The sequence below is a fragment of the Streptomyces rishiriensis genome (assembly GCF_030815485.1).
GTDB classification, from domain to species: domain Bacteria; phylum Actinomycetota; class Actinomycetes; order Streptomycetales; family Streptomycetaceae; genus Streptomyces; species Streptomyces rishiriensis_A.
In genome coordinates this window covers 5,634,668-5,653,847 of sequence record NZ_JAUSWV010000002.1, presented here as the reverse complement: position 1 = coordinate 5,653,847, position 19,180 = coordinate 5,634,668, and the positions used below count along the sequence as shown (strand labels likewise).

General features: G+C 71.3%; 18 protein-coding genes and 1 pseudogene. 7 read left to right on the top strand and 12 right to left on the bottom strand.

All coding sequences use genetic code 11. From position 1 onward, the window contains the following. Positions 1-42 precede the first annotated feature (42 nt). Positions 43-2,412 (top strand): ribonucleoside-diphosphate reductase subunit alpha, encoded by a 2,370-nt coding sequence (locus tag QF030_RS27760; protein ID WP_307165328.1) that lies wholly within the window; start codon positions 43-45, stop codon positions 2,410-2,412. Continuing rightward, positions 2,412-3,440: a ribonucleotide-diphosphate reductase subunit beta gene (locus tag QF030_RS27755; RefSeq protein WP_307165327.1), complete on the top strand. Its 1,029-nt coding sequence runs from the start codon at positions 2,412-2,414 to the stop codon at positions 3,438-3,440. The genes QF030_RS27760 and QF030_RS27755 overlap by 1 nt, the downstream gene beginning before the upstream one ends. Here the strand turns inward: QF030_RS27755 and QF030_RS27750 are convergent. Beyond that, a complete protein-coding gene (locus tag QF030_RS27750; RefSeq protein WP_307165326.1) occupies positions 3,353-3,595 on the bottom strand; it encodes a hypothetical protein in 243 nt (80 codons plus the stop codon). The two genes, QF030_RS27755 and QF030_RS27750, sit on opposite strands and share 88 nt — an antisense overlap. A 93-nt stretch (positions 3,596-3,688) precedes the next feature. Here QF030_RS27750 and QF030_RS27745 point away from each other — a divergent pair, with 93 nt between their 5' ends. Beyond that, the gene (locus QF030_RS27745; protein WP_307165325.1) at positions 3,689-4,657 is read left to right on the top strand and encodes a helix-turn-helix domain-containing protein; all 969 of its coding nucleotides are present in this window, start codon (positions 3,689-3,691) and stop codon (positions 4,655-4,657) included. A 10-nt stretch (positions 4,658-4,667) separates the two neighbouring features. Here the strand turns inward: QF030_RS27745 and QF030_RS27740 are convergent, their stop codons facing one another. The 10 genes from QF030_RS27740 to QF030_RS27695 all read right to left on the bottom strand — a co-directional run bounded on the left by QF030_RS27740 (position 4,668) and on the right by QF030_RS27695 (position 14,747). Further along, positions 4,668-6,038 (bottom strand): bifunctional albaflavenone monooxygenase/terpene synthase, encoded by a 1,371-nt coding sequence (locus tag QF030_RS27740; protein ID WP_307165324.1) that lies wholly within the window; start codon positions 6,036-6,038, stop codon positions 4,668-4,670. Further along, positions 6,035-7,132 (bottom strand): epi-isozizaene synthase, encoded by a 1,098-nt coding sequence (gene cyc1 / locus QF030_RS27735; RefSeq protein ID WP_307165323.1) that lies wholly within the window; start codon positions 7,130-7,132, stop codon positions 6,035-6,037. Before cyc1 ends, QF030_RS27740 begins: the two co-directional genes overlap by 4 nt. A gap of 283 nt (positions 7,133-7,415) precedes the next feature. Then, positions 7,416-8,066 (bottom strand): peptide deformylase, encoded by a 651-nt coding sequence (def, locus tag QF030_RS27730; RefSeq protein WP_307165322.1) that lies wholly within the window; start codon positions 8,064-8,066, stop codon positions 7,416-7,418. A 122-nt stretch (positions 8,067-8,188) separates the two neighbouring features. Next, the gene (locus QF030_RS27725) at positions 8,189-9,169 is read right to left on the bottom strand and encodes a tetratricopeptide repeat protein (RefSeq protein ID WP_307165321.1); all 981 of its coding nucleotides are present in this window, start codon (positions 9,167-9,169) and stop codon (positions 8,189-8,191) included. Between the two features lie 125 nt (positions 9,170-9,294). After that, positions 9,295-10,593 carry an HD-GYP domain-containing protein gene (locus QF030_RS27720; protein ID WP_307165320.1) on the bottom strand — a complete coding sequence of 433 codons (1,299 nt, stop codon included), beginning with the start codon at positions 10,591-10,593 and terminating at the stop codon, positions 9,295-9,297. Beyond that, positions 10,590-11,897, bottom strand: coding sequence for an HD-GYP domain-containing protein (locus QF030_RS27715; RefSeq protein ID WP_307165319.1), 1,308 nt, complete (start codon positions 11,895-11,897; stop codon positions 10,590-10,592). Before QF030_RS27715 ends, QF030_RS27720 begins: the two co-directional genes overlap by 4 nt. Before the next feature lie 132 nt (positions 11,898-12,029). After that, a complete protein-coding gene (gene rsrA, locus QF030_RS27710) occupies positions 12,030-12,332 on the bottom strand; it encodes a mycothiol system anti-sigma-R factor (protein WP_307165318.1) in 303 nt (100 codons plus the stop codon). Beyond that, positions 12,329-13,024, bottom strand: coding sequence for an RNA polymerase sigma factor SigR (gene sigR / locus QF030_RS27705; protein ID WP_307165317.1), 696 nt, complete (start codon positions 13,022-13,024; stop codon positions 12,329-12,331). The genes rsrA and sigR overlap by 4 nt, the downstream gene beginning before the upstream one ends. 258 nt (positions 13,025-13,282) lie before the next feature. Beyond that, on the bottom strand, positions 13,283-13,930 hold the full coding sequence (locus tag QF030_RS27700) for an alpha/beta hydrolase family protein (RefSeq protein WP_307165316.1): 648 nt from the start codon (positions 13,928-13,930) through the stop codon (positions 13,283-13,285). 1 nt (position 13,931) lies between these two features. Next, positions 13,932-14,747: an SOS response-associated peptidase gene (locus QF030_RS27695; RefSeq protein ID WP_307165315.1), complete on the bottom strand. Its 816-nt coding sequence runs from the start codon at positions 14,745-14,747 to the stop codon at positions 13,932-13,934. Positions 14,748-14,825: 78 nt separating this feature from the next. On the opposite strand from QF030_RS27695, the gene QF030_RS27690 reads away from it, so the two are divergent. The 4 genes from QF030_RS27690 (at position 14,826) to QF030_RS27675 (ending at position 18,458) form a co-directional block, all read left to right on the top strand. Then, positions 14,826-15,548 carry a M50 family metallopeptidase gene (locus QF030_RS27690; RefSeq protein WP_307165314.1) on the top strand — a complete coding sequence of 241 codons (723 nt, stop codon included), beginning with the start codon at positions 14,826-14,828 and terminating at the stop codon, positions 15,546-15,548. A gap of 119 nt (positions 15,549-15,667) precedes the next feature. Then, positions 15,668-17,008 carry a 3-phosphoshikimate 1-carboxyvinyltransferase gene (gene aroA / locus QF030_RS27685; RefSeq protein WP_307165313.1) on the top strand — a complete coding sequence of 447 codons (1,341 nt, stop codon included), beginning with the start codon at positions 15,668-15,670 and terminating at the stop codon, positions 17,006-17,008. An 11-nt stretch (positions 17,009-17,019) separates the two neighbouring features. Next, positions 17,020-18,030, top strand: a complete 1,011-nt coding sequence (rsgA, locus tag QF030_RS27680; protein ID WP_307165312.1) for a ribosome small subunit-dependent GTPase A — start codon at positions 17,020-17,022, stop codon at positions 18,028-18,030. Between the two features lie 104 nt (positions 18,031-18,134). Continuing rightward, positions 18,135-18,458 (top strand): DMT family transporter, encoded by a 324-nt coding sequence (locus tag QF030_RS27675; protein WP_307165311.1) that lies wholly within the window; start codon positions 18,135-18,137, stop codon positions 18,456-18,458. Here the strand turns inward: QF030_RS27675 and QF030_RS27670 are convergent. Further along, a pseudogene (locus tag QF030_RS27670) lies at positions 18,452-19,076 on the bottom strand (TetR/AcrR family transcriptional regulator). The gene QF030_RS27675 and the pseudogene QF030_RS27670 overlap by 7 nt on opposite strands. Positions 19,077-19,180 lie beyond the last annotated feature (104 nt).

Genomic DNA, 19,180 nt, shown 5'->3' with positions numbered 1-19,180 from the left:
TGCCCTCCGCAAGGCCCGTCGCCGAGCGAGGGAGTGCCCCACGTGACCATCGCGCCAGCCGATCCGGTTTCCGTCACCGAGCTGGAGACCGACGGTCCCGGTACCGCGTTGCTGCGGACCCTGACCGAGCTGACCGCCGACCTGCCCGACGCCGACCCCGGCCGGGTCGCGGCCGCCGCCCTGCGCGGCCGGTCCGCCCGGGCCGACGAGGCGGAGCTGCGCGAGCTGGCCACGGAGGGGGCCGCGGGCCTCATCTCCGAGGACCCCGCCTACTCGAAGCTGGCCGCCCGGCTGCTGACGATCAGCATCGCCGCGGAGGCCGCCTCCCAGGGCGTCACGTCGTTCACCGGATCGGTCGCCGTCGGCCACCGCGAGGGCCTGATCGCCGACCGCACCGCCGAGTTCGTGCGGATCCACGCGGTCCGCCTCGACGCGCTGATCGACGAGGGCGCCGACGACCGCTTCGGCTACTTCGGGCTCCGTACCCTGCACAGCCGCTACCTGCTGCGCCACCCGATCACCCGCAAGGTCGTCGAGACACCCCAGCACTTCCTGCTGCGCGTGGCCGCCGGTCTCGCCGAGGACGACACGTCCCGTTCGGTGGACGAGGTCGCCGCGCTCTACGGGCTGATGAGCCGGCTGGACTACCTCCCGTCCTCCCCCACGCTCTTCAACTCCGGCACCCGGCATCCCCAGATGTCGTCCTGCTATCTCCTGGACTCCCCGCTGGACGAGCTGGACTCGATCTACGACCGCTACCACCAGGTGGCCAGGCTGTCGAAGCACGCGGGCGGCATCGGACTGTCGTACTCCCGTATCCGCAGCCGCGGTTCGCTGATCCGCGGCACCAACGGGCACTCCAACGGCATCGTGCCGTTCCTGAAGACGCTCGACGCCTCGGTCGCCGCGGTGAACCAGGGCGGCCGGCGCAAGGGGGCGGCCGCGGTCTACCTGGAGACCTGGCACTCCGACATCGAGGAGTTCCTGGAGCTGCGGGACAACACCGGTGAGGACGCCCGCCGGACGCACAACCTGAACCTCGCGCACTGGATCCCGGACGAGTTCATGCGCCGGGTCAACGCCGACGCCCCCTGGTCGCTGTTCTCCCCCGCCGACGTGCCCGAGCTCGTCGACCTGTGGGGCGAGGAGTTCGACGCGGCCTACCGCAGGGCGGAGGCGGCCGGTCTCGCCAGGAAGACCATCCCCGCCCGTGACCTCTACGGCCGCATGATGCGTACCCTCGCGCAGACCGGCAACGGCTGGATGACCTTCAAGGACGCGGCCAACCGCACCGCCAACCAGACGGCCGAGCCGGGTCACGTCGTGCACTCCTCCAACCTCTGCACGGAGATCCTGGAGGTCACGGACGACGGCGAGACGGCGGTCTGCAACCTCGGATCGGTGAACCTCGGAGCCTTCGTCGACACGACGGCCGGCACCATCGACTGGGAGCGGCTGGACGAGGCCGTCCGTACGGCCGTCACCTTCCTCGACCGGGTCGTCGACATCAACTTCTACCCGACCGAGCAGGCGGGCCGCTCCAACGCCCGGTGGCGTCCGGTCGGCCTGGGCGCGATGGGCCTCCAGGACGTCTTCTTCAAGCTGCGGCTGCCCTTCGACTCCGCCGAGGCCAAGGCGCTGTCCACCCGTATCGCCGAGCGCGTGATGCTCGCCGCGTACGAGGCCTCCGCCGAACTGGCCGAGCGCAACGGCCCGCTGCCGGCCTGGGAGAAGACCCGTACGGCCAGGGGCGTGCTGCACCCGGACCACTACGGCGTGGAGTTCGCCTGGCCCGAGCGCTGGGCGGCCCTGCGCGAGCGGATCGCCGAGACCGGCATGCGCAACTCCCTGCTGCTCGCCATCGCGCCCACCGCCACCATCGCGTCCATCGCGGGGGTGTACGAGTGCATCGAGCCGCAGGTGTCCAACCTGTTCAAGCGCGAGACGCTGTCCGGCGAGTTCCTCCAGGTCAACTCCTACCTGGTGCAGGAGCTCAAGGACCTCGGCGTGTGGGACGCCCGCACCCGTGAGGCGCTGCGCGAGTCCAACGGCTCGGTGCAGGACTTCGCCTGGATCCCGGCCGAGGTGCGCGCCCTGTACCGCACGGCGTGGGAGATCCCGCAGCGCGGCCTGATCGACATGGCCGCCGCCCGTACCCCGTACCTGGACCAGGCCCAGTCCCTGAACCTGTTCCTGGAGACGCCGACCATCGGCAAGCTCTCCTCGATGTACGCGTACGCCTGGAAGTCGGGCCTGAAGACCACGTACTACCTGCGCTCCCGCCCGGCGACCCGCATCGCGCGCGCCGCCCAGGCGCAGACCCCCGCCGCCATCCCCGTGCAGCAGGTGACCTCGGAAGAGGCCGTCGCCTGCTCCCTTGAGAACCCCGAGTCCTGCGAGGCCTGCCAGTAATGACCAGCGAAGCCAAGACCGTGTCCGCCAAGAACCTGCTCGACCCCGGCTTCGAGCTGACCCTCCGCCCGATGCGCTACCCGGACTTCTACGAGCGCTACCGGGACGCCATCAAGAACACCTGGACCGTCGAGGAGGTCGATCTCCACTCGGACGTCGCCGACCTGGCGAAGCTGTCCGAGGGCGAGCAGCACATGATCGGCCGGCTGGTCGCGTTCTTCGCGACGGGCGACTCCATCGTGGCGAACAACCTCGTGCTGACGCTGTACAAGCACATCAACTCCCCCGAAGCGCGCCTCTACCTGTCGCGGCAGCTCTTCGAGGAAGCCGTCCACGTCCAGTTCTATCTGACGCTTCTGGACACCTATCTCCCCGACCCGGCGGACCGCGCCGCCGCCTTCGACGCCGTGGAGAACATTCCCTCCATCCGCGAGAAGGCCGAGTTCTGCTTCAAGTGGATCAACGAGGTCGAGAAGCTGGACCGGCTGGAGACCAAGGCCGACCGCCGCCGCTTCCTGCTCAACCTGATCTGCTTCGCCGCGTGCATCGAGGGCCTGTTCTTCTACGGCGCCTTCGCGTACGTGTACTGGTTCCGCAGCCGGGGGCTGCTGCACGGCCTCGCCACGGGCACCAACTGGGTGTTCCGTGACGAGACGATGCACATGAGCTTCGCCTTCGAGGTGGTCGACACCGTCCGCAAGGAGGAGCCGGACCTCTTCGACGACCGGCTCCAGGAAGAGGTGACCGCCATGCTGCGGGAGGCCGTCGAGGCCGAGCTGCAGTTCGGGCGCGACCTGTGCGGCGAGGGGCTGCCGGGCATGAACACCGACTCGATGCGGCAGTACCTCGAGTGCGTCGCCGACCAGCGTCTGTCGCGGCTCGGCTTCGCCCCGGTGTACGGCTCGGAGAACCCCTTCTCCTTCATGGAGCTCCAGGGTGTTCAGGAGCTGACCAACTTCTTCGAGCGCCGTCCCTCGGCGTACCAGGTCGCGGTGGAGGGCACCGTCGACCTGGACGAGGACTTCTGACCCTCCCGCTCCCCACGGGCCTCCTGGGCCTCCCTGATCTGCCGGTCGGCGCGCCGGTCGCGCACGATGCCGAGCGCGGACGGGAGGACCAGGAGGACGAGGATCCCGAGGACCATGAGCATTCCGATGAGGCCTTCGATCTGGTTCGTGTTCATGGACACCAGTGTTGTGCCGGACGCTCCTGACCGTGAGTGGCAGGACTGCCGCACACCTTCAAATTCCTGCCACTACGGGTGCACACTGGCAGCATGCTGAAAAACGTGGCGGCCGTTCTCGTCGACGGCGTGCATCCCTTCGAACTGGGCGTCGTCTGTGAGGTGTTCGGCCTCGACCGCAGCGACGAGGGACTGCCGGTGTACGACTTCGCCGTGGTGTCGGCCGAGGGCCCGGTCCTGGGCACCCATGTCGGCGGCCTGACCGTGTCCACTCCGTACGGCCTCGACCGGCTGGACGAGGCCGACCTGATCGCCGTTCCGGCCGCGGACGAGAACGTCGACCGCGCGTATCCGCCCGAGCTGCTCGCCGCGCTGCGCCGGGCCGTGGACCGGGGCGCCCGGGTCCTCAGCGTCTGCTCCGGGGTCTTCGTGCTGGGCGCCGCGGGGCTGCTCGACGGCCGGCGCTGCGCCGTGCACTGGCGCCACGCGGACCTGCTGGCCCGGCGCTTTCCCCGGACGGTGGTCGAGCCGGACGTGCTGTACGTCGACGAGGACCCGGTGATCACCTCGGCCGGCACGGCCGCCGGTATCGACGCCTGTCTGCACCTGGTCCGCAAGGAGCAGGGGCCCGAGGTCGCCAACCGGATCGCCCGGCGGATGGTGGTGCCGCCGCACCGGAGCGGCGGCCAGGCCCAGTACATCGAGCGGCCGCTGCCCCGGTCACGGTGCGACACCGTCGGCGAGGTGCTCGCGTGGATGGAGCAGCACCTCGACGAGGAGGTCACGGTGGAGCAGCTCGCGGAACGCGCCCACATGTCACCGCGCACGTTCGCCCGCCGTTTCCAGCAGGAGACGGGCACCACCCCCTATCGCTGGCTGCTGCGCCAGCGGGTGCTGCTGGCGCAGCACCTGCTGGAGGCGACGGACGAGACGGTGGACGCGATCGCCTGGCGCACCGGCTTCGGTACGGCCGGCGCCCTGCGTCACCAGTTCGTGCAGGCGCTGGGGACCTCCCCCAACGCCTATCGGCGCACGTTCCGCGGCCCGCGGGCCGTCGCCTGAGCCGTGGCTCTCACCCGGACACCGCCCGCAGCAGCAGCCGCCGCGGCCGGAGTGTGATGCCGATGTGCGTCCGGTTGTCGGAGCCCGGCACCGGCTCGAAGCGGAACGCGGACGCGACCACCGCTGCGATCAGCGTCAGCTCGGCCATCGAGAAGTGGTCGCTCGGGCACTTCCGGTTGCCGACGCCGAACGGCGTCATCGCGTACTTCGGCACCTCCGAGGAGCGGCCGGGCAACCAGCGGTCGGGATCGAACTCCGTGTGCCGCTCGTACGACCGCGGATCGCGCTGTACGGCGTACGGGCTGTAGACGATGTCGGCGCCCGCCGGAATGCGGTAGCCGCCGAGCTCGGTCTCGGTCACCGCGCGCCGGGTCAATATCCATACGGCGGGATACAACCGCATGGTCTCGACGATGACATTGGCGGTGTGCTGGAGCTTTCGGACGTCGTCGAATGCGACCGGCCGGTCACCGACGACGCTTTTCACCTCTTCGCGGATCTTGTCCACCTGGTCGGGGTGCTCGGTGAGGACGTGGAGCAGCGACATCACCACGGAGCCCGCTGTTTCACTGCCCGGGGTGAGTATCGCGATGACCTGGTCGTGGATCTCCTGTTCCCCGATCGGTTCGCCATTCTCGTCCTTCGCCTCCAGCAAAGCCGTCAGCAAATCGTTCGGCTTTTGACCGGATGCGCGGCGGTCGGCGATGATCTCGTCCACCAGCCGATGCAGATCGGCCAGCGCCCGGTTGAATTCACGGTTGGCCGGAATCGGTACCCGATAAAGGGGCCCGAGGGGCACCACCATGCGCTGGTACATACCGGCGAACAGTGTGGCGAGTGCGGAGGTGATGCGCTCGGACCGGGCGTCCATATAGCTGCCGCGCATGAGACAGCGGGCCGAGATGCGCACGGACACCCGGAAGGACTCGGCGGTGACGTCGAGCACCTCGCCCTTCCGCCAGCGCTCGACGAGCGCGTACGCCTCCTCCTCCATGATCGGCCCGTAGCCGGGGATCGCGTCGAGCCGGAAGGCGGGCTGGATCGTGCGCCGCTGGCGGCGGTGCAGCGGGCCGTTGGCGGTGGCCACGCCCTCCTTGCCGAGCAGGCTCTCCAGGGACTCCCACAGGGGGCCGGAGATGATGTAGTCGGGGCTGAGCGCCAAGGCGCCGGTGAGGTCCGGCGCGGTGACGGCGTACACCGTCTTGGGGCCGAGCCTGAGGCGGACGACGTCGCCGTGGTCGCGCAGTTGGGCCAGGAAGGCCAGCGGGTCACGGGCCAGCTTCCAGCCGTGTCCGAGGAGCGGAACCCTGCCACCGGCCAACGGTGGCTCACGCAGTTCGGGCGCCGCGGGGGTCGCGGGTTTCACCGACTCGACGGTCATTTCTCACCTGCCGCTTCGTTGTTGACGTACGGGGGCGTGGACCGGTCGTCCCAGCTGTCGACCATGTATCGGCCGGACTCGTGGTGGAACCAGTAGACGGAACTGAACCAGTTCCGCATATTGCCGAGGCAGGACCGCACGGCGGCGCCGAGCTGATTTCCACGGACCGTGCCGTCGGTGAGCCGTTCGGCGAGGAGCAGGACGTCCTTCTCGGTCACGAGGAACTCGGAAATGCATTCCTCGACACGACGCCTTAATTCCTCGACCGCCTCTTCCAGGGTCAGCCCCTCATGGGTGATGAGACTGATTCCGAGATTGTGCACCTCATCGCCCGCGATTTCCTTCGGAAGCGAGCAGAGGTCGTTGTACCAGGCGGCGAATTCCTGGCTCAGCAGCGCCGCCCGGCGGAACGCGGGGTGTTTCCGCACCGGGTCCGGTAGTTCTTGGCCCGCACTCGGCTCCAGCAGGTCGGTCCAGATCCAGTGCGCGAACGTGAGCCGACGGAGCGCCAGGTATTCGTCGACTCCGGGAATGCGCCCTTCGATTCGGTTGTGGAATTCCCGGTCGTACGCCTCGATCACGGCGTGGAAGTGCCGGGTGAACCGGGCGTTCCAGGTACCGGGAAGGAAGCAGTGCAGCCGGCTCACGCTGTCCGCGAGCCCGGCGACCAGCGGATCCGGGTGGCCCAGGTGCTCCGCCGGGGAGTCCAGGGCCGCGTGCAAGCGGAACCTGAGCCGCCGCCAGGAGGACGTCCGGCCGTGCACGACGTCACGGTCGTGCCGGTCGTCCCAGACGAAGAACCACGCGCTGTAGTCGGCGATGGCCTGCATGACCTCGTCGGGTGCGCCGAGGTAGAAGCCGGCCATCAGGTCGGTGTAGCAAAGTCCGTCGGCATATTCTGCGACCTTGTCCGCCGACATCAACCGCATTTCCAGCAGCCAGGAGCGCGTCCTCTCCTGCAACCGGGGCCAATACGGATGCAGTTGCCGGGGAAACGCCGCCTCGATGACCGGAAGAGAGAGCGAGGGAGGGACCGCGGGCGCGGCCACCGTCGCTGTGGTGCTGTATGTGGTGCTGTATGGGAAAGCTGGCACGGACAACCCCTCTCAGCCGCCAGTGAGCACACGCCCCTCCCCCCGTGCCGGGCGTGCGCCGTTGCGTATCCCCGCACTTCCCATTCAGCACTACAACTGACCGTTCTGGGAACGGATTTGCTTCATTCACTACCCCAACATGCCGAGAATCCCCCCCTGTGTGACTGGTTATGGATCAGCAGATGTGCAGTAGATGTGCGTAAGCGATCGAACGTCCGACGGACACACGAACGACGCCCGGCCGGAAGGGTCCCGGCCGGGCGTCGTGGTGGTGCGGGTGGGCTCAGTCGTTGGCGACCACGGGGTAACGGGGCTCGTTCTCGGCCATCTGCCGCAGGGCGTCCTTGCGTTCACGCTTGGAGAGACGGTCGATGTAGAGGTAGCCGTACAGGTGGTCGGTCTCGTGCTGCAAACACCGAGCGAAGTATCCGGTGCCGCGCACCTTGATCGGGTTGCCCTTCTCGTCCTGTCCGGTCACTTCGGCGTAGTCGGGACGGGCCAGCGGCGCGTAGGCGGTGGGCACCGACAGACAGCCCTCGTTGCTGTCGTCCAGCCGGCGCCGGTCGGCGGGCAGTTCGACGAGCTCGGGGTTGCAGACCACACCGGTGTGCCGGGCGCCGTCGTCGTCGGGGCAGTCGTAGACGAAGACCTTCAGGTCGACGCCGATCTGGTTGGCGGCCAGACCCACTCCCTCGGCGGTGTGCTGGGAGGCGAACATGTCCGCGACCAGCTGCCGCAGCTCCTCGCCGAACTCGGTGACGTCCTTGCACTCCTTGTGCAGCACCGGGTTCCCGACGACGGTGATCGGCCGCGAGGTGCCGGCCTCACGCCATGCCAGCTCGCGCGCCTCCGCCTCCTCGGTGTCGATGACGAAACCCTCGTCGTCCACGGGCAGCACGCCCGCGTGCTGCTGATCGGTGTCCTGCTGCGCCATGACCGACGATGCCTTCCTCAAACAGACAGGGGATGAATGCTCGATACAGGGTACGGGCAGCGCGCCCCCTCAGGGCGCGGGGAACGGCGCGACCAGCCACGACGAACACGCGGCCGAGAGCGTCAGCAGACCTCTTCCAGATCCCGCCAGTCCCTGGAATCGGGGCTGTCGGCGACCCACCCGTCCAGCAGCCCCCGCACGAGAGAGGCCGGGGCCGCGACGCCGCACTCGCGCTCGGGCACCCACTGAAGCCCGTCCGTCCGGTGCCCTAGCGGACCGGGGTGCCCCGGCTCGCTGTGGTCGTGGGGGTCCAGATGCTCGCCGTCGCCCTCGTCGGAGGGCATCCGCGACTCCGAGCACATCCGGCAGAGCAACCGCACCGACGACGACCAGTCCTCCGCCGCGAAGCCCGCGTCGGCCGCCAGCTGCTCCAGCGCGTCCCGGTCGGACTCGGTGGCCGCCTCCAGCAGGACCACCCAGGTCGGCACGGGCGACGGCGCCCACAGCTCGATCTCGTCGAAGACCGGGTAGGAGTGGCCCGTGACCGTGGTCCGCTCGCCGTGCGGCACCCCGTCGTGCAGCACGACCTCGCCCCAGCGCCGACCGGAGGAGGGCAGCGGGATGGACAGCACCTCCATCCGGGCGGGGTCCAGCCGCCGCCCCCACACCACCTCGGCCTCGCCCTCGGGCGACAGCCGTACGGCCGCGCTGCCCAGCTCCATGCCGACCGGCTCGCCCGCGCTTATGGCGTCGCCGGGGACCCGCAGGCCGTACGCCTGCCAGGCGCGGCGGGCCAGCGGCCAGTCCTGCAGGGCGGTGGCCGCGATGCCCACGTTCCACCAGTCGGGGGCCCCGGCCTCACGGTCGAGGAGGGCGACGGCCCGCAGTCCCGCCGTGCGGGCCTGCTCCCAGTCGTGCCGGAACTTGTGCAGCAGGGCGAGGTTGAACCAGGACTCGGACAGCCAGGGTTCAAGATCGGCGGCACGTGTCAGCAGCGCGCCCGCGTCCTCGTACCGCCCGTCGCCGATCAGCGTGAACGCGCGGTCGGTGGCCTGCCGCCAGGAGGCGGAGGGCCGGTGCCGTCCCTTGCCGAAGATCCTCACGATTCCCGCCTGCCAGTTCCGTTCTGTGGGCTGGCCAGTGCCCCCGGACACTCTCTCCCTCGCATCCAACCACGTGTGGCCGGAGGGCCGCTCATTACCCATGGGTTACCCACCCGAGGGCGAGGTCAGACAGTCCCACCCGTCGTCCGGCACCACCCTGCCCGAGGCTCCCCCGGTGCTGACGCCCGGGGGTTCCCCCAGCGCGCCGCCCCTGTGTTCCACACCACCCTGGCCAGCGCCTCCACCACCTCGGGCGCGTACTCCCCGCCGGTGCCGAGGCGCAGCTCCTCCAGGGCGGTGAGGGGCCCACCGGGACCGCTTCCCCGGACCTTCTCCTCGTATGCGTTCACCACCCGGACTATGCGCGCGGCCACCGGCTGCTCCGGGTAGGGGTCGGCCTGCCGCTCGACGACCGCGGCGACCTGGGCGCCCGCTCCGGTCTGGCGGACGACGGCCCCCCCGAGCAGCGCGATCCGCCGCTGCTGGGCCGCCGGCAGCCCCGCGGTGGCACCGGCCGGAACCGGGTCGACGAGACTGAGCTGGCCGATGTCGTGCATGAGGGCCGCGTACTCCAGGACGGTCAGCTCGGGCTCCGGCAGCCCCAGGTCCCGGCCCACGGCCTGGCTGAGGGCGGCGACCCGGCGGGCATGCCCGGCCGGGGTGTACCCGGCGATCTCGGTGGCGCGGGCCAGCGAGGCGATGGTCTGCCGGTAGGTGGCCCGCACCGCCGCGTACCGGCGCAGGGACAGCTGGGTGAGCAGCAGCGGCACCGAGAACACCGGCAGCGCCCACAGCCCGACGACGGCCACCGCGAGCGCCATCACCGCCCCCGTCGCGCAGACCGCCGAGCCGATCCCGGGCACCGCCCGCAACTCGTCGCGCAGCAGCGGGGCGAACGGCCAGCCGGTACGGGAGTGGGCGAGCGCGGCGGCCACCACGGCGTCGCACAGGACGGTCAGCACGAGCAGCGCGAGCAGCAGCAGCGCGTAGGCGGGCCCGCTCCAGCCGTCGAACACCCCCCGGTTGTGGAGGGGCTGGAAGCAGACGGCGGCGAACCCGACGGCCAGTACCCGCCGGACGAGATGGTCGAGGACGGCCTGTCCGCGGGCCAGCTGCGGCACGCTGCCGAGCAGCGAGACGGCGGCCACGACCGCCACGACCTGGGTGACCCCGTGGTGTGTGGGATGCCCGGCGTGGCCGCCGACCAGCGCGTACGACAGCGACCCGGCGGCGCCGAGCGGCGCGGCCTCCCGCAGCCGGGGCCCGCTCTGCGGCCGGGTCAGCTCCCCGACGGCGACGAGGACGCCGAAGGCGAGCGCGACGGGGCGGTCCTCGATGCCCGTCAGGAACGTGACCAGGAGGGAGCCGGCGCCGAGGAGCACGGCCGCGCAGTGGAGGGCCACGTGTGAGCGGCGGACGGTCATCGTCGCACCTCGGACCGGTCGTCGAAGGCCTGCGCGGGCACGGCCGGCCGGTCCTCCTCGGCGGTCACCACCGGATGCCAGCCGTCCCGGGCGATGGCGTGCGCCAGCGCCGCGACCATCCGGGGGTCGAACTGGGCGCCCGCGCACTTGCGCAGCTCCTCCAGAGCCGCCTGCACCGGCCGGGCCCTGCTGTAGCACCTGGTGGACGTCATGGCGTCGAAGGCGTCCGCGACGGCGACCACCCGGGCCGGCTCCGGGATCTGGCTGCCCACCAGCCCGTACGGGTAGCCCTTGCCGTCGATGCGTTCGTGGTGGTGGAGGATCGCCGAGCGGGCCTCGCCGAGGAAGGAGATCCCGCGGGTGATCTCGTGCCCGTACTCCGGGTGCAGCTCGATCACGCGTCGCTCCTGCGGTGTCAGCGGCCCGTCCTTGCGCAACAGCCGGGTGGGGACGCCGAGTTTGCCGACGTCGTGCAGGATCCCGGCGAAGCGGAGCATGTCGATCCGGCTCTCGTCCATCCCCAGCTCGCGCCCGATCAGCACCGAGGCCTGGCCGACGCGTTCGCTGTGCCCGCGCGTGTAGCCGTCCTTGATGTCGACGGCCTGCACCAGGGCGCGGATGGTCGCCTGGTGGGCGGCGCGCTCCCGGTGGTACTGCGCGAACACCCACCAGGACACGGCCATCGGGAACAGCACGAGCAGGGCGGCCACCGGCCCGTACGGGCTGAGCCACAGCACGGCCATCATCAGCCCGCCGAGCCCGTGCACGGCCAGCGGCGCCAGCGAGCGCAGGAACAGTCCCCGGCAGGCCCGCCACAGCGGCAACCCCTCGGCCAGCGCCAGCATCCCGCCGTTCAGCAGGGCCAGCGCGGCGCAGAACACCAGCACGGCCGCGCCCGCGGGCAGCAGCGCGTACGGCACGTCGGAACCGGCCACGGCCTCCCGCCCGCCGAGCGCGGCGTGCACCTGGGCGGCCGCCCCCACGGCGAGGGACGCGTGGGCGGCCCGCCAGACCCGGCGCAGCAGAAAGGGGCGCCGCTCGACGTGCGAGAACAGCGCCCCGGGCAGCGGGACGAGAGCGGCCGCGGCCGGCGCGAGCAGGAACGCCCCGGCCAGCAGCACGGGGTGGAGGGTGCCGCCGAACCTGCGCCGGGCGATCCGCTCGCCGCCGGCGTACAGGGCCGCGAGCAGGGCGACCGCCCACCAGGGGGTACGCGCGCCGGGCAGCGAGGGGAGCGTGCAGAGCAGGGCGCCGAGGGCGACACAGACGGCGTAACCGCGCGCCCACGCCGGGGTTCCCTCCATGACGCCTCCCCCAGCCGTACCTGTCCGGGCTCAGGAGCCTAGGACGGCAGGGGGTGGGTCCGCGGGCGTATCACCCGCGGATTAGCACATTCGAGTGACGGCAACGCTCGGCTGACGCAGGTGCGGGCCGGTTCAGTTCTCCTGGACCGTCGCCGTCACGTCATGCTCGGGGACGGCCTGGCCGGAGCGGATCAGGTCGATCCGGCCCATGACCTTGGCGCGCAGGTCGGTCGGCACGTCGTCCCGCCCGCAGCACCGCTTCACCAGCTTCTTCACGGCCTCCTCCAGCCCGTACTTCTCCAGGCAGGGGGAGCACTCCTCGAAGTGGTGCTGGAACTTGTCCCGGTCCAGCGGAGGCATCTCGCTGTCGAGGTACTCGTACAGGTGGTCGAGGACCTCACCGCAGTCCGTCTCGTGCGGATCTCCGCAGCTCATGAGCCCGAACCTTTCGCTTCGTTCGACTCTCCGGCACCGGCCGGGACCAGTCCGCGCTCACGGGCGTAGTCCTCGAGCATGCCGCGCAGTTGACGGCGTCCCCGGTGCAGCCGGGACATCACCGTACCGATGGGTGTCCCCATGATGTCCGCGATCTCCTTGTACGCAAAGCCCTCTACGTCCGCGAGATACACGGCGATCCGGAACTCTTCGGGGATGGCCTGGAGCGCCGCCTTCACGTCCGAGTCGGGCAGGTGGTCCAGCGCCTGCGACTCCGCGGAGCGCAGACCGGTGGACATGTGCGACTCCGCACGCGCCAGCTGCCAGTCCTCGATCTCCTCGGCCGCGCTGCGCTGGGGTTCACGCTGCTTCTTGCGGTACGAGTTGATGAAGGTGTTGGTGAGGATCCGGTACAGCCAGGCCTTGAGGTTGGTGCCCTCACGGAACTGGTGGAAGGACGCGTACGCCTTCGCGTACGTCTCCTGCACCAGGTCCTCGGCGTCCGCCGGGTTGCGCGTCATGCGCAGCGCGGCCGAGTACATCTGGTCGAGGAACTCCAGCGCGTCCCGCTCGAAGCGCGCACTGCGCTCGGCGGTGGATTCCGCGCCCGTCTCCCGGCCCGCACCCTGGCCCTCGGGCAGCTCCGCCTGGCCGTTGTCGGTCCCTGCGTCGGTACCGGTGACCGGACCCACCTCCTCAAGATCGCGGGTAGGACCGAAACCGATCCCACTCGAATCGGAGGATAGACGACTACCCGCGCCTGCCGCCGCTCCAATAGGAGCGGTCGTGGCCGCGTGCAGCACCGTCCAGTCCAGATCGGTGCGGCTGCTGCGGCTCGGGCAAAGGGTCGAACCCATGCGGCGGACTTCCTCTCCCAATGACGTCGGTGCCGGTTGTTCAGCACTTCTGTCTGCCTCAACAGCACCCGGCCGCCGCACATTCCCCGCCGATCACCCGAGCGCCGCGACCCACCCGACCACCGCCGCCGTGACGGTCTCCAGCGCTTCCTCCTGAGTGATCCCGGACCGCTTGGGCACGGCGAACCCGTGATCGCCGTACGGCACTTCCACGAGTTCGTACCCGTCCCCGGTGAACTCGCCCGGCTTGCCGAAGGGGTCGTTGCCGCCCTGGACGACGAGGGTGGGCACCCCCGCCCCGAGCAGCTCGTCGACGCGGGACCTCTCCGGCCGGCCCGGCGGGTGGAGCGGGAAGCCGAGCGCGAGCACGGCGTGCGCCCCGAGCTCGGTGGCCGTGCGGCAGGCCACCCGCGCGCCCGCCGACCGTCCGCCCGCGATCACCGGCAGCCCGGGCGCCACGACGGCCGGCCAGATCCCGCTCCAGCCGACGTCGAGGGTCTTCGGCGCGGGCGCGACCTTCTTGCCGGCCACCCGCCAGGGCTGCTCCACGAGAGCGACGCTCACCCCGCGTCCGGGGAGCACGGCCGCGAGCGCCCGGAGGTCCCGGGCCTCGATGCCGCCCCCGGCGCCATGGCCGGCGGCGAGGACGAGCCGCGGCTTGCCCGCGTGGTGCCAGGTGATGCGGGCGGTACCCGCCTCGGTCTCCACCGTCTCGGTGCTCACGACTGTTTCGCTGCTCACGTCAGAAGAGTGTGCCCTCCTCGGGCCCCTCCAGCTCCTTCAGCAGCTCCGCGCCGTTGTTGCGTACGTTGCTGACGGTCGTGGACACCGGATACGCGCGCATCAGCCCGGCCGGCGGGGGTTCGAGGAGGGAGCGCAGGTCCTCGACGTCCGTCCGCGCCGGGTCGAGCCAGGCGTCCCAGCGGTCCGGGGTGAGCATCAGCGGCATCCGGGGGTGGATGTCGGCGAGGGCGTGCGGGCCGTCGGCGGGGGCCACGGCGAGCGGGGAGGTCTCCGCCTCGGTCGTGATCACCGAGCAGGTCACCCACCAGGCCTGCGGATGGTCGTCGGGCAGGGTCCGGTCCCGCCAGAACTCGTACAGCCCGGCCATGGCGAAGACCGAGCCGTCGGCCGGGAGCACGAAGTAGGGCTGCTTGCGCGGCCGCTTCCTCCTCCCCTCGACCTCCAGGTCCCGCTCCTGGGCGCCGGTGACCCACTCGTAGTAGCCGTCGGCGGGCAGGACGCAGCGCCGGCCGGCGAAGGCACCGCGGTAGGAGGGCTTCTCGTGGACGGTCTCGGCGCGCGCGTTGATCATCCGCGCGCCGCCCTCGGGCGTCTTCGCCCAGGAGGGGACCAGTCCCCACCTCAGCTTGCGCAGCTGCCGAACCGGGCGCTTGTCGTCGGCGTCTTTCACCGGACGGTCGAGGACGGCGTAGACCTCCTTGGTCGGCGCCACGTTGTAGTCGGGCTCCAGGACCTCCTCGGGCTCCCACTTCTCGACTTCAAAGATTCCTGCGAGATCCTCGGGCCTGCGACTCGCTGCATACCGTCCGCACATACGTGCCACACTGCCAGGCCCGCCCGTCACCCGGCCACCACCCCCACCGATCACGAGGACAGGGAGCCACCCCGAACCATGGAGAGCACCGCCGCCATCGCGCTGCCCGACCTGTGGGACCGTCTCGTCGGCACCCAGACCGACCCCGACCTGTGGGTGGTGGTGGCCACCGCGGTCGCCGCCCTCGCGGTCGTCGTGCCGCACACCCTGTGGCGGATATCGCGCAACGCGATCACGATCGCCCACGAGGGCGGTCACGGCCTGGTCGCGCTGCTGACCGGCCGGCAGCTGACCGGGATCCGGTTGCACTCCGACACCAGCGGCCTGACCCTCAGCCGGGGCAAGCCGCACGGCCTGGGCATGATCCTCACCGCGGCGGCCGGTTACACCGCTCCCCCGCTGCTCGGCCTGGGCGGAGCCGCTCTCCTCGGCGCCGGCCGCATCACCCTGCTGCTGTGGGCGGCGACGGCGCTGCTGCTCGTCATGCTGGTGATGATCCGCAACGCGTACGGGGCCCTCACGGTGGTCCTCACCGGCGGCGCCTTCCTGCTGGTGTCCTGGCTGGCGGGGCCGCAGGTGCAGGCGGCCTTCGCGTACGCGGTGGTGTGGTTCCTGCTGCTCGGCGGCGTACGGCCCGCCTTCGAGCTCCAGGCGAAGCGCTCGCGCGGAGGCGCGGGCGACTCGGACGCGGACCAGCTGTCCCGTCTGACCCACGTGCCGGCCGGCCTGTGGCTGTTCCTGTTCCACGCGGTGAGCCTGTGCGCTCTGCTCGGCGGGGGCAGGTGGCTGCTGGGGCTGTGAGGCAGCCCCGGAGCGGCGTGACACAGCGGTGCGGGACCTGGCCTGCGGCCCCTCTCAGGGGCGGGGCCGGCCCCGACGGCACCGCACCCGAAGGACGGCCGACCACTAAAGTGGAGCCCATGGCCCCGAACCCCGCCCACACCGCCCTCTGGCCCGCCCCGCACGCGAGCGAGGCCGTCGCCGCGACGGTCCACGTCCCGGGGTCGAAGTCCGTCACCAACCGTGCCCTCGTCCTCGCCTCGCTCGCCTCCGAGCCCGGCTGGCTGCGCCGCCCCCTGCGCTCCCGCGACACCCTGCTGATGGCGGCCGCCCTGCGCGAGATGGGCGTCGGCATCGAGGAGACCGTGTCGTCCAGTTCCTCCGGCGCGGGCAGCCCGGACAGCACCGGTGAGGCCTGGCGGATCCTGCCCGCGGGGCTGCGCGGACCGGCCACGGTCGACGTCGGCAACGCGGGCACGGTGATGCGCTTCCTGCCGCCGGTGGCCGCCCTGGCCGACGGTCCCGTCCACTTCGACGGCGACCCGCGCTCGTACGAGCGTCCCCTGAACGGCGTCGTCGACGCGCTGCGTGTCCTCGGCGCCCGGATCGACGACGACGGCCGCGGCGCGCTGCCGCTGACCGTGCACGGCGGGGGCGCCCTGGACGGCGGGACGGTCGAGATCGACGCCTCGTCGTCGTCCCAGTTCGTGTCGGCCCTGCTCCTGTCCGGCCCCCGCTTCAACCAGGGCGTGGAGGTCCGCCACACCGGCGCCACCCTGCCTTCCGTGCCGCACATCCGGATGACGGTCGACATGCTGCGCGCGGTCGGCGCACAGGTGGACACCCCGGAGTCGGGCGGCGAGCCGAACGTCTGGCGGGTCACGCCGGGCGCCCTGCTGGGCCGGGACCTGACGATCGAGCCGGACCTGTCCAACGCCCAGCCGTTCCTGGCGGCGGCGCTGGTGACGGGCGGCCGGGTGCTGATCCCGGACTGGCCGGCCCGTACCACCCAGCCGGGTGACCGGCTGCGCGAGATCTTCACCGAGATGGGCGGCTCCTGCGAACTGGCCGACTACGGCCTGGTCTTCACCGGCTCGGGCTCGATCCACGGCATCGACGTCGATCTGGGCGACGTCGGCGAGCTGACCCCGGGCATCGCGGCGGTCGCCGCCCTCGCGGACTCCCCGTCCACGCTGCGGGGCGTGTCCCACCTGCGTCTGCACGAGACGGACCGGCTGGCCGCGCTGACGAAGGAGATCAACGAGCTGGGCGGCGATGTGACGGAGACCGCCGACGGGCTGCACATCCGCCCGCGCCGGCTGCACGGCGGGATCTTCCACACCTACGACGACCACCGCATGGCGACGGCCGGCGCGATCATCGGCCTGGCGGTGAAGGGCGTGCAGATCGAGAACGTGGCGACGACGGCGAAGACCCTGCCGGACTTCCCCGAACTGTGGACCGGGATGCTCGGGGTATAGGGACTTTCGCCATGCGCCGCTACAGCAAGAACACCGACGAGGACGACATCCGCAGCCGCCCGAACCGCAAGGGCAACCGGCCTCGAACGCACACCCGACCCAAGCACGAGGACTCCGTCGAGGGCATGGTCCTCACCGTCGACCGGGGCCGGCTGACCTGTCTGGTCGACGACCGGATCGTGATGGCGATGAAGGCCCGCGAACTGGGCCGCAAGGCCGCGATCGTGGGGGACCGGGTCGCGATCGTCGGCGACCTGTCGGGCAAGAAGGACACCCTGGCCCGTATCGTCCGCATCGAGAAGCGCACCTCGGCGCTGCGCCGCACCGCGGACGACGACGACCCCTACGAGCGCGTCGTCGTCGCCAACGCCGACCAGCTCGCCGTGGTCACCGCCCTCGCCGACCCCGAGCCCCGCCCGCGGCTGATCGACCGCTGCCTGGTGGCGGCCTTCGACGCAGGCCTCACCCCCCTGCTGGTCATGACGAAGTCGGACCTCGCCTCGCCGGACAAGCTGCTGGAGCTGTACGGCCATCTCGACATCCCGTACGTCGTGACCAGCCGCGACGAGCTGGAGAACGGCGACGCGGCAGACCGCGTGCGCGAACATCTGGCCGGGCGGATCACGGCGTTCGTGGGGCATTCGGGCGTAGGGAAGACGACCCTGGTCAACGCGCTGGTCCCGGAGGAACGGCGGCGGGTGACCGGCCATGTGAACGCGGTGACCGGGCGCGGCCGACACACCACGACCTCGGCGCTGGCCCTGCCCCTGGCGGGCACCGGCGACTGGGTGATCGACACCCCGGGCGTACGGTCCTTCGGCCTGAACCACGTCGACCCGTCCCGGGTGATCCACGCCTTCCCCGACCTGGAGCCGGGCACGGAGGGCTGTCCGCGCGCGTGCAGTCACGACGAGCCGGACTGCGCGCTGGACGCCTGGGTGGCCGACGGTCACGCCGACCCGGCGCGGCTGTACTCCCTGCGCCGGCTGCTGGCCACCCGCGAGCGCACGGAAGGCGACTGATCCAGCGGCTGACCACCGCGTTGTTTGCGTCCGCCCGGCCCCGGTAAGTGCATAATCGCACCGAGCCGGAGCCGGACCGGGCCGGGCGAACGGAGGGACAGCACATGGCGTGGCTGCTGGTCGTCGTGGCCGGGTTGCTCGAGACCGGTTTCGCCGTGTGCCTCAAGCTGTCCCACGGATTCACCAGGCTCTGGCCCACCATCGCCTTCTGTGCCTTCGCCCTGGGGAGCTTCGGTCTGCTGACCCTCTCCCTGAAGAAGCTCGACGTGGGCCCCGCCTACGCCGTGTGGACCGGCATCGGCGCGGCGGGCACCGCGATCTACGGCATGATCTTCCTCGGCGACCTGGTGTCGGTCCTGAAGCTCGTCTCGATCACCTTGGTGATCATAGGAGTGATCGGACTCCAGCTGTCGGGGTCGGCTCACTGACCCGACCGGTCGGCCGGCTGGCGCTGCAGCGCGCCGCGCACCAGCTCGGCGACGCCGCCCTCCCCCCGTCGGCGGGGCGGCCACACAGGACAGGGCGAGCCGGACGGCGAGCTCGCAGGAGCGGGCCACGTCGGCGGCGTCGGCCCGGACGGCGCCGGGCCCGCAGAGCACGGCCACGGCCCGGTCCCGGACGGCTCCCACCAGGTCACCGGGCGAGGGCAGCGGCCCGTCGGCCCGCCGCTGGGCAGGCACGGCGGAGGAGGACGGCACCGCCGAGAGCGTGGGCGAGGGCAGGCGTTCGTTCCAGAAGCCGGTGAGGACGGCCCGTACGAGGATGTTGTCGCGGGCGGCGGAGGTGGTCCACTCGGCGGTGGCGGTGAGCCGCTCGCGGGCGTCTCCGCGCACGGCGAGCGCCCGCTCGACGCCGGCCAGGTATCCGTCGGTCTCGCGCCTCACGAGCGCCCTGGCGAGGCCCTCCTTGCTGCCGAACTCGTTGTACAGCGTCTGCCGGGACACCCCGGCGACCGCGGCGACGTCCACCATCCGCACCGCGGCCCACGGTCGTAGTGCGAGCGCCTCGAAGGCGGCGTCCAGCAGGGATTCCCGCGCTGCAGGCATCATCGCCTCCCGGGGCGAGCGGCTCTGCGCCCAGGTTTGACGCGGACGCGAGCAGTGTCAAGGGTTCGCGCGGCGGCCGACGGCTCGCAGCCGCTCCGGGGCTC

What these genes read in the sequence shown, in the direction of transcription:
- QF030_RS27755 (WP_307165327.1), top strand. Translation starts at nt 2,412, where the DNA reads ATGACCAGCGAAGCCAAGACCGTGTCCGCCAAGAACCTGCTCGACCCC.
- QF030_RS27750 (WP_307165326.1), bottom strand. Translation starts at nt 3,595, where the DNA reads ATGAACACGAACCAGATCGAAGGCCTCATCGGAATGCTCATGGTCCTC.
- QF030_RS27745 (WP_307165325.1), top strand. Translation starts at nt 3,689, where the DNA reads ATGCTGAAAAACGTGGCGGCCGTTCTCGTCGACGGCGTGCATCCCTTC.
- QF030_RS27740 (WP_307165324.1), bottom strand. Translation starts at nt 6,038, where the DNA reads ATGACCGTCGAGTCGGTGAAACCCGCGACCCCCGCGGCGCCCGAACTG.
- def (WP_307165322.1), bottom strand. Translation starts at nt 8,066, where the DNA reads ATGGCGCAGCAGGACACCGATCAGCAGCACGCGGGCGTGCTGCCCGTG.
- QF030_RS27720 (WP_307165320.1), bottom strand. Translation starts at nt 10,593, where the DNA reads ATGACCGTCCGCCGCTCACACGTGGCCCTCCACTGCGCGGCCGTGCTC.
- QF030_RS27715 (WP_307165319.1), bottom strand. Translation starts at nt 11,897, where the DNA reads ATGGAGGGAACCCCGGCGTGGGCGCGCGGTTACGCCGTCTGTGTCGCC.
- rsrA (WP_307165318.1), bottom strand. Translation starts at nt 12,332, where the DNA reads ATGAGCTGCGGAGATCCGCACGAGACGGACTGCGGTGAGGTCCTCGAC.
- QF030_RS27695 (WP_307165315.1), bottom strand. Translation starts at nt 14,747, where the DNA reads ATGTGCGGACGGTATGCAGCGAGTCGCAGGCCCGAGGATCTCGCAGGA.
- QF030_RS27690 (WP_307165314.1), top strand. Translation starts at nt 14,826, where the DNA reads ATGGAGAGCACCGCCGCCATCGCGCTGCCCGACCTGTGGGACCGTCTC.
- aroA (WP_307165313.1), top strand. Translation starts at nt 15,668, where the DNA reads ATGGCCCCGAACCCCGCCCACACCGCCCTCTGGCCCGCCCCGCACGCG.
- rsgA (WP_307165312.1), top strand. Translation starts at nt 17,020, where the DNA reads ATGCGCCGCTACAGCAAGAACACCGACGAGGACGACATCCGCAGCCGC.
- QF030_RS27675 (WP_307165311.1), top strand. Translation starts at nt 18,135, where the DNA reads ATGGCGTGGCTGCTGGTCGTCGTGGCCGGGTTGCTCGAGACCGGTTTC.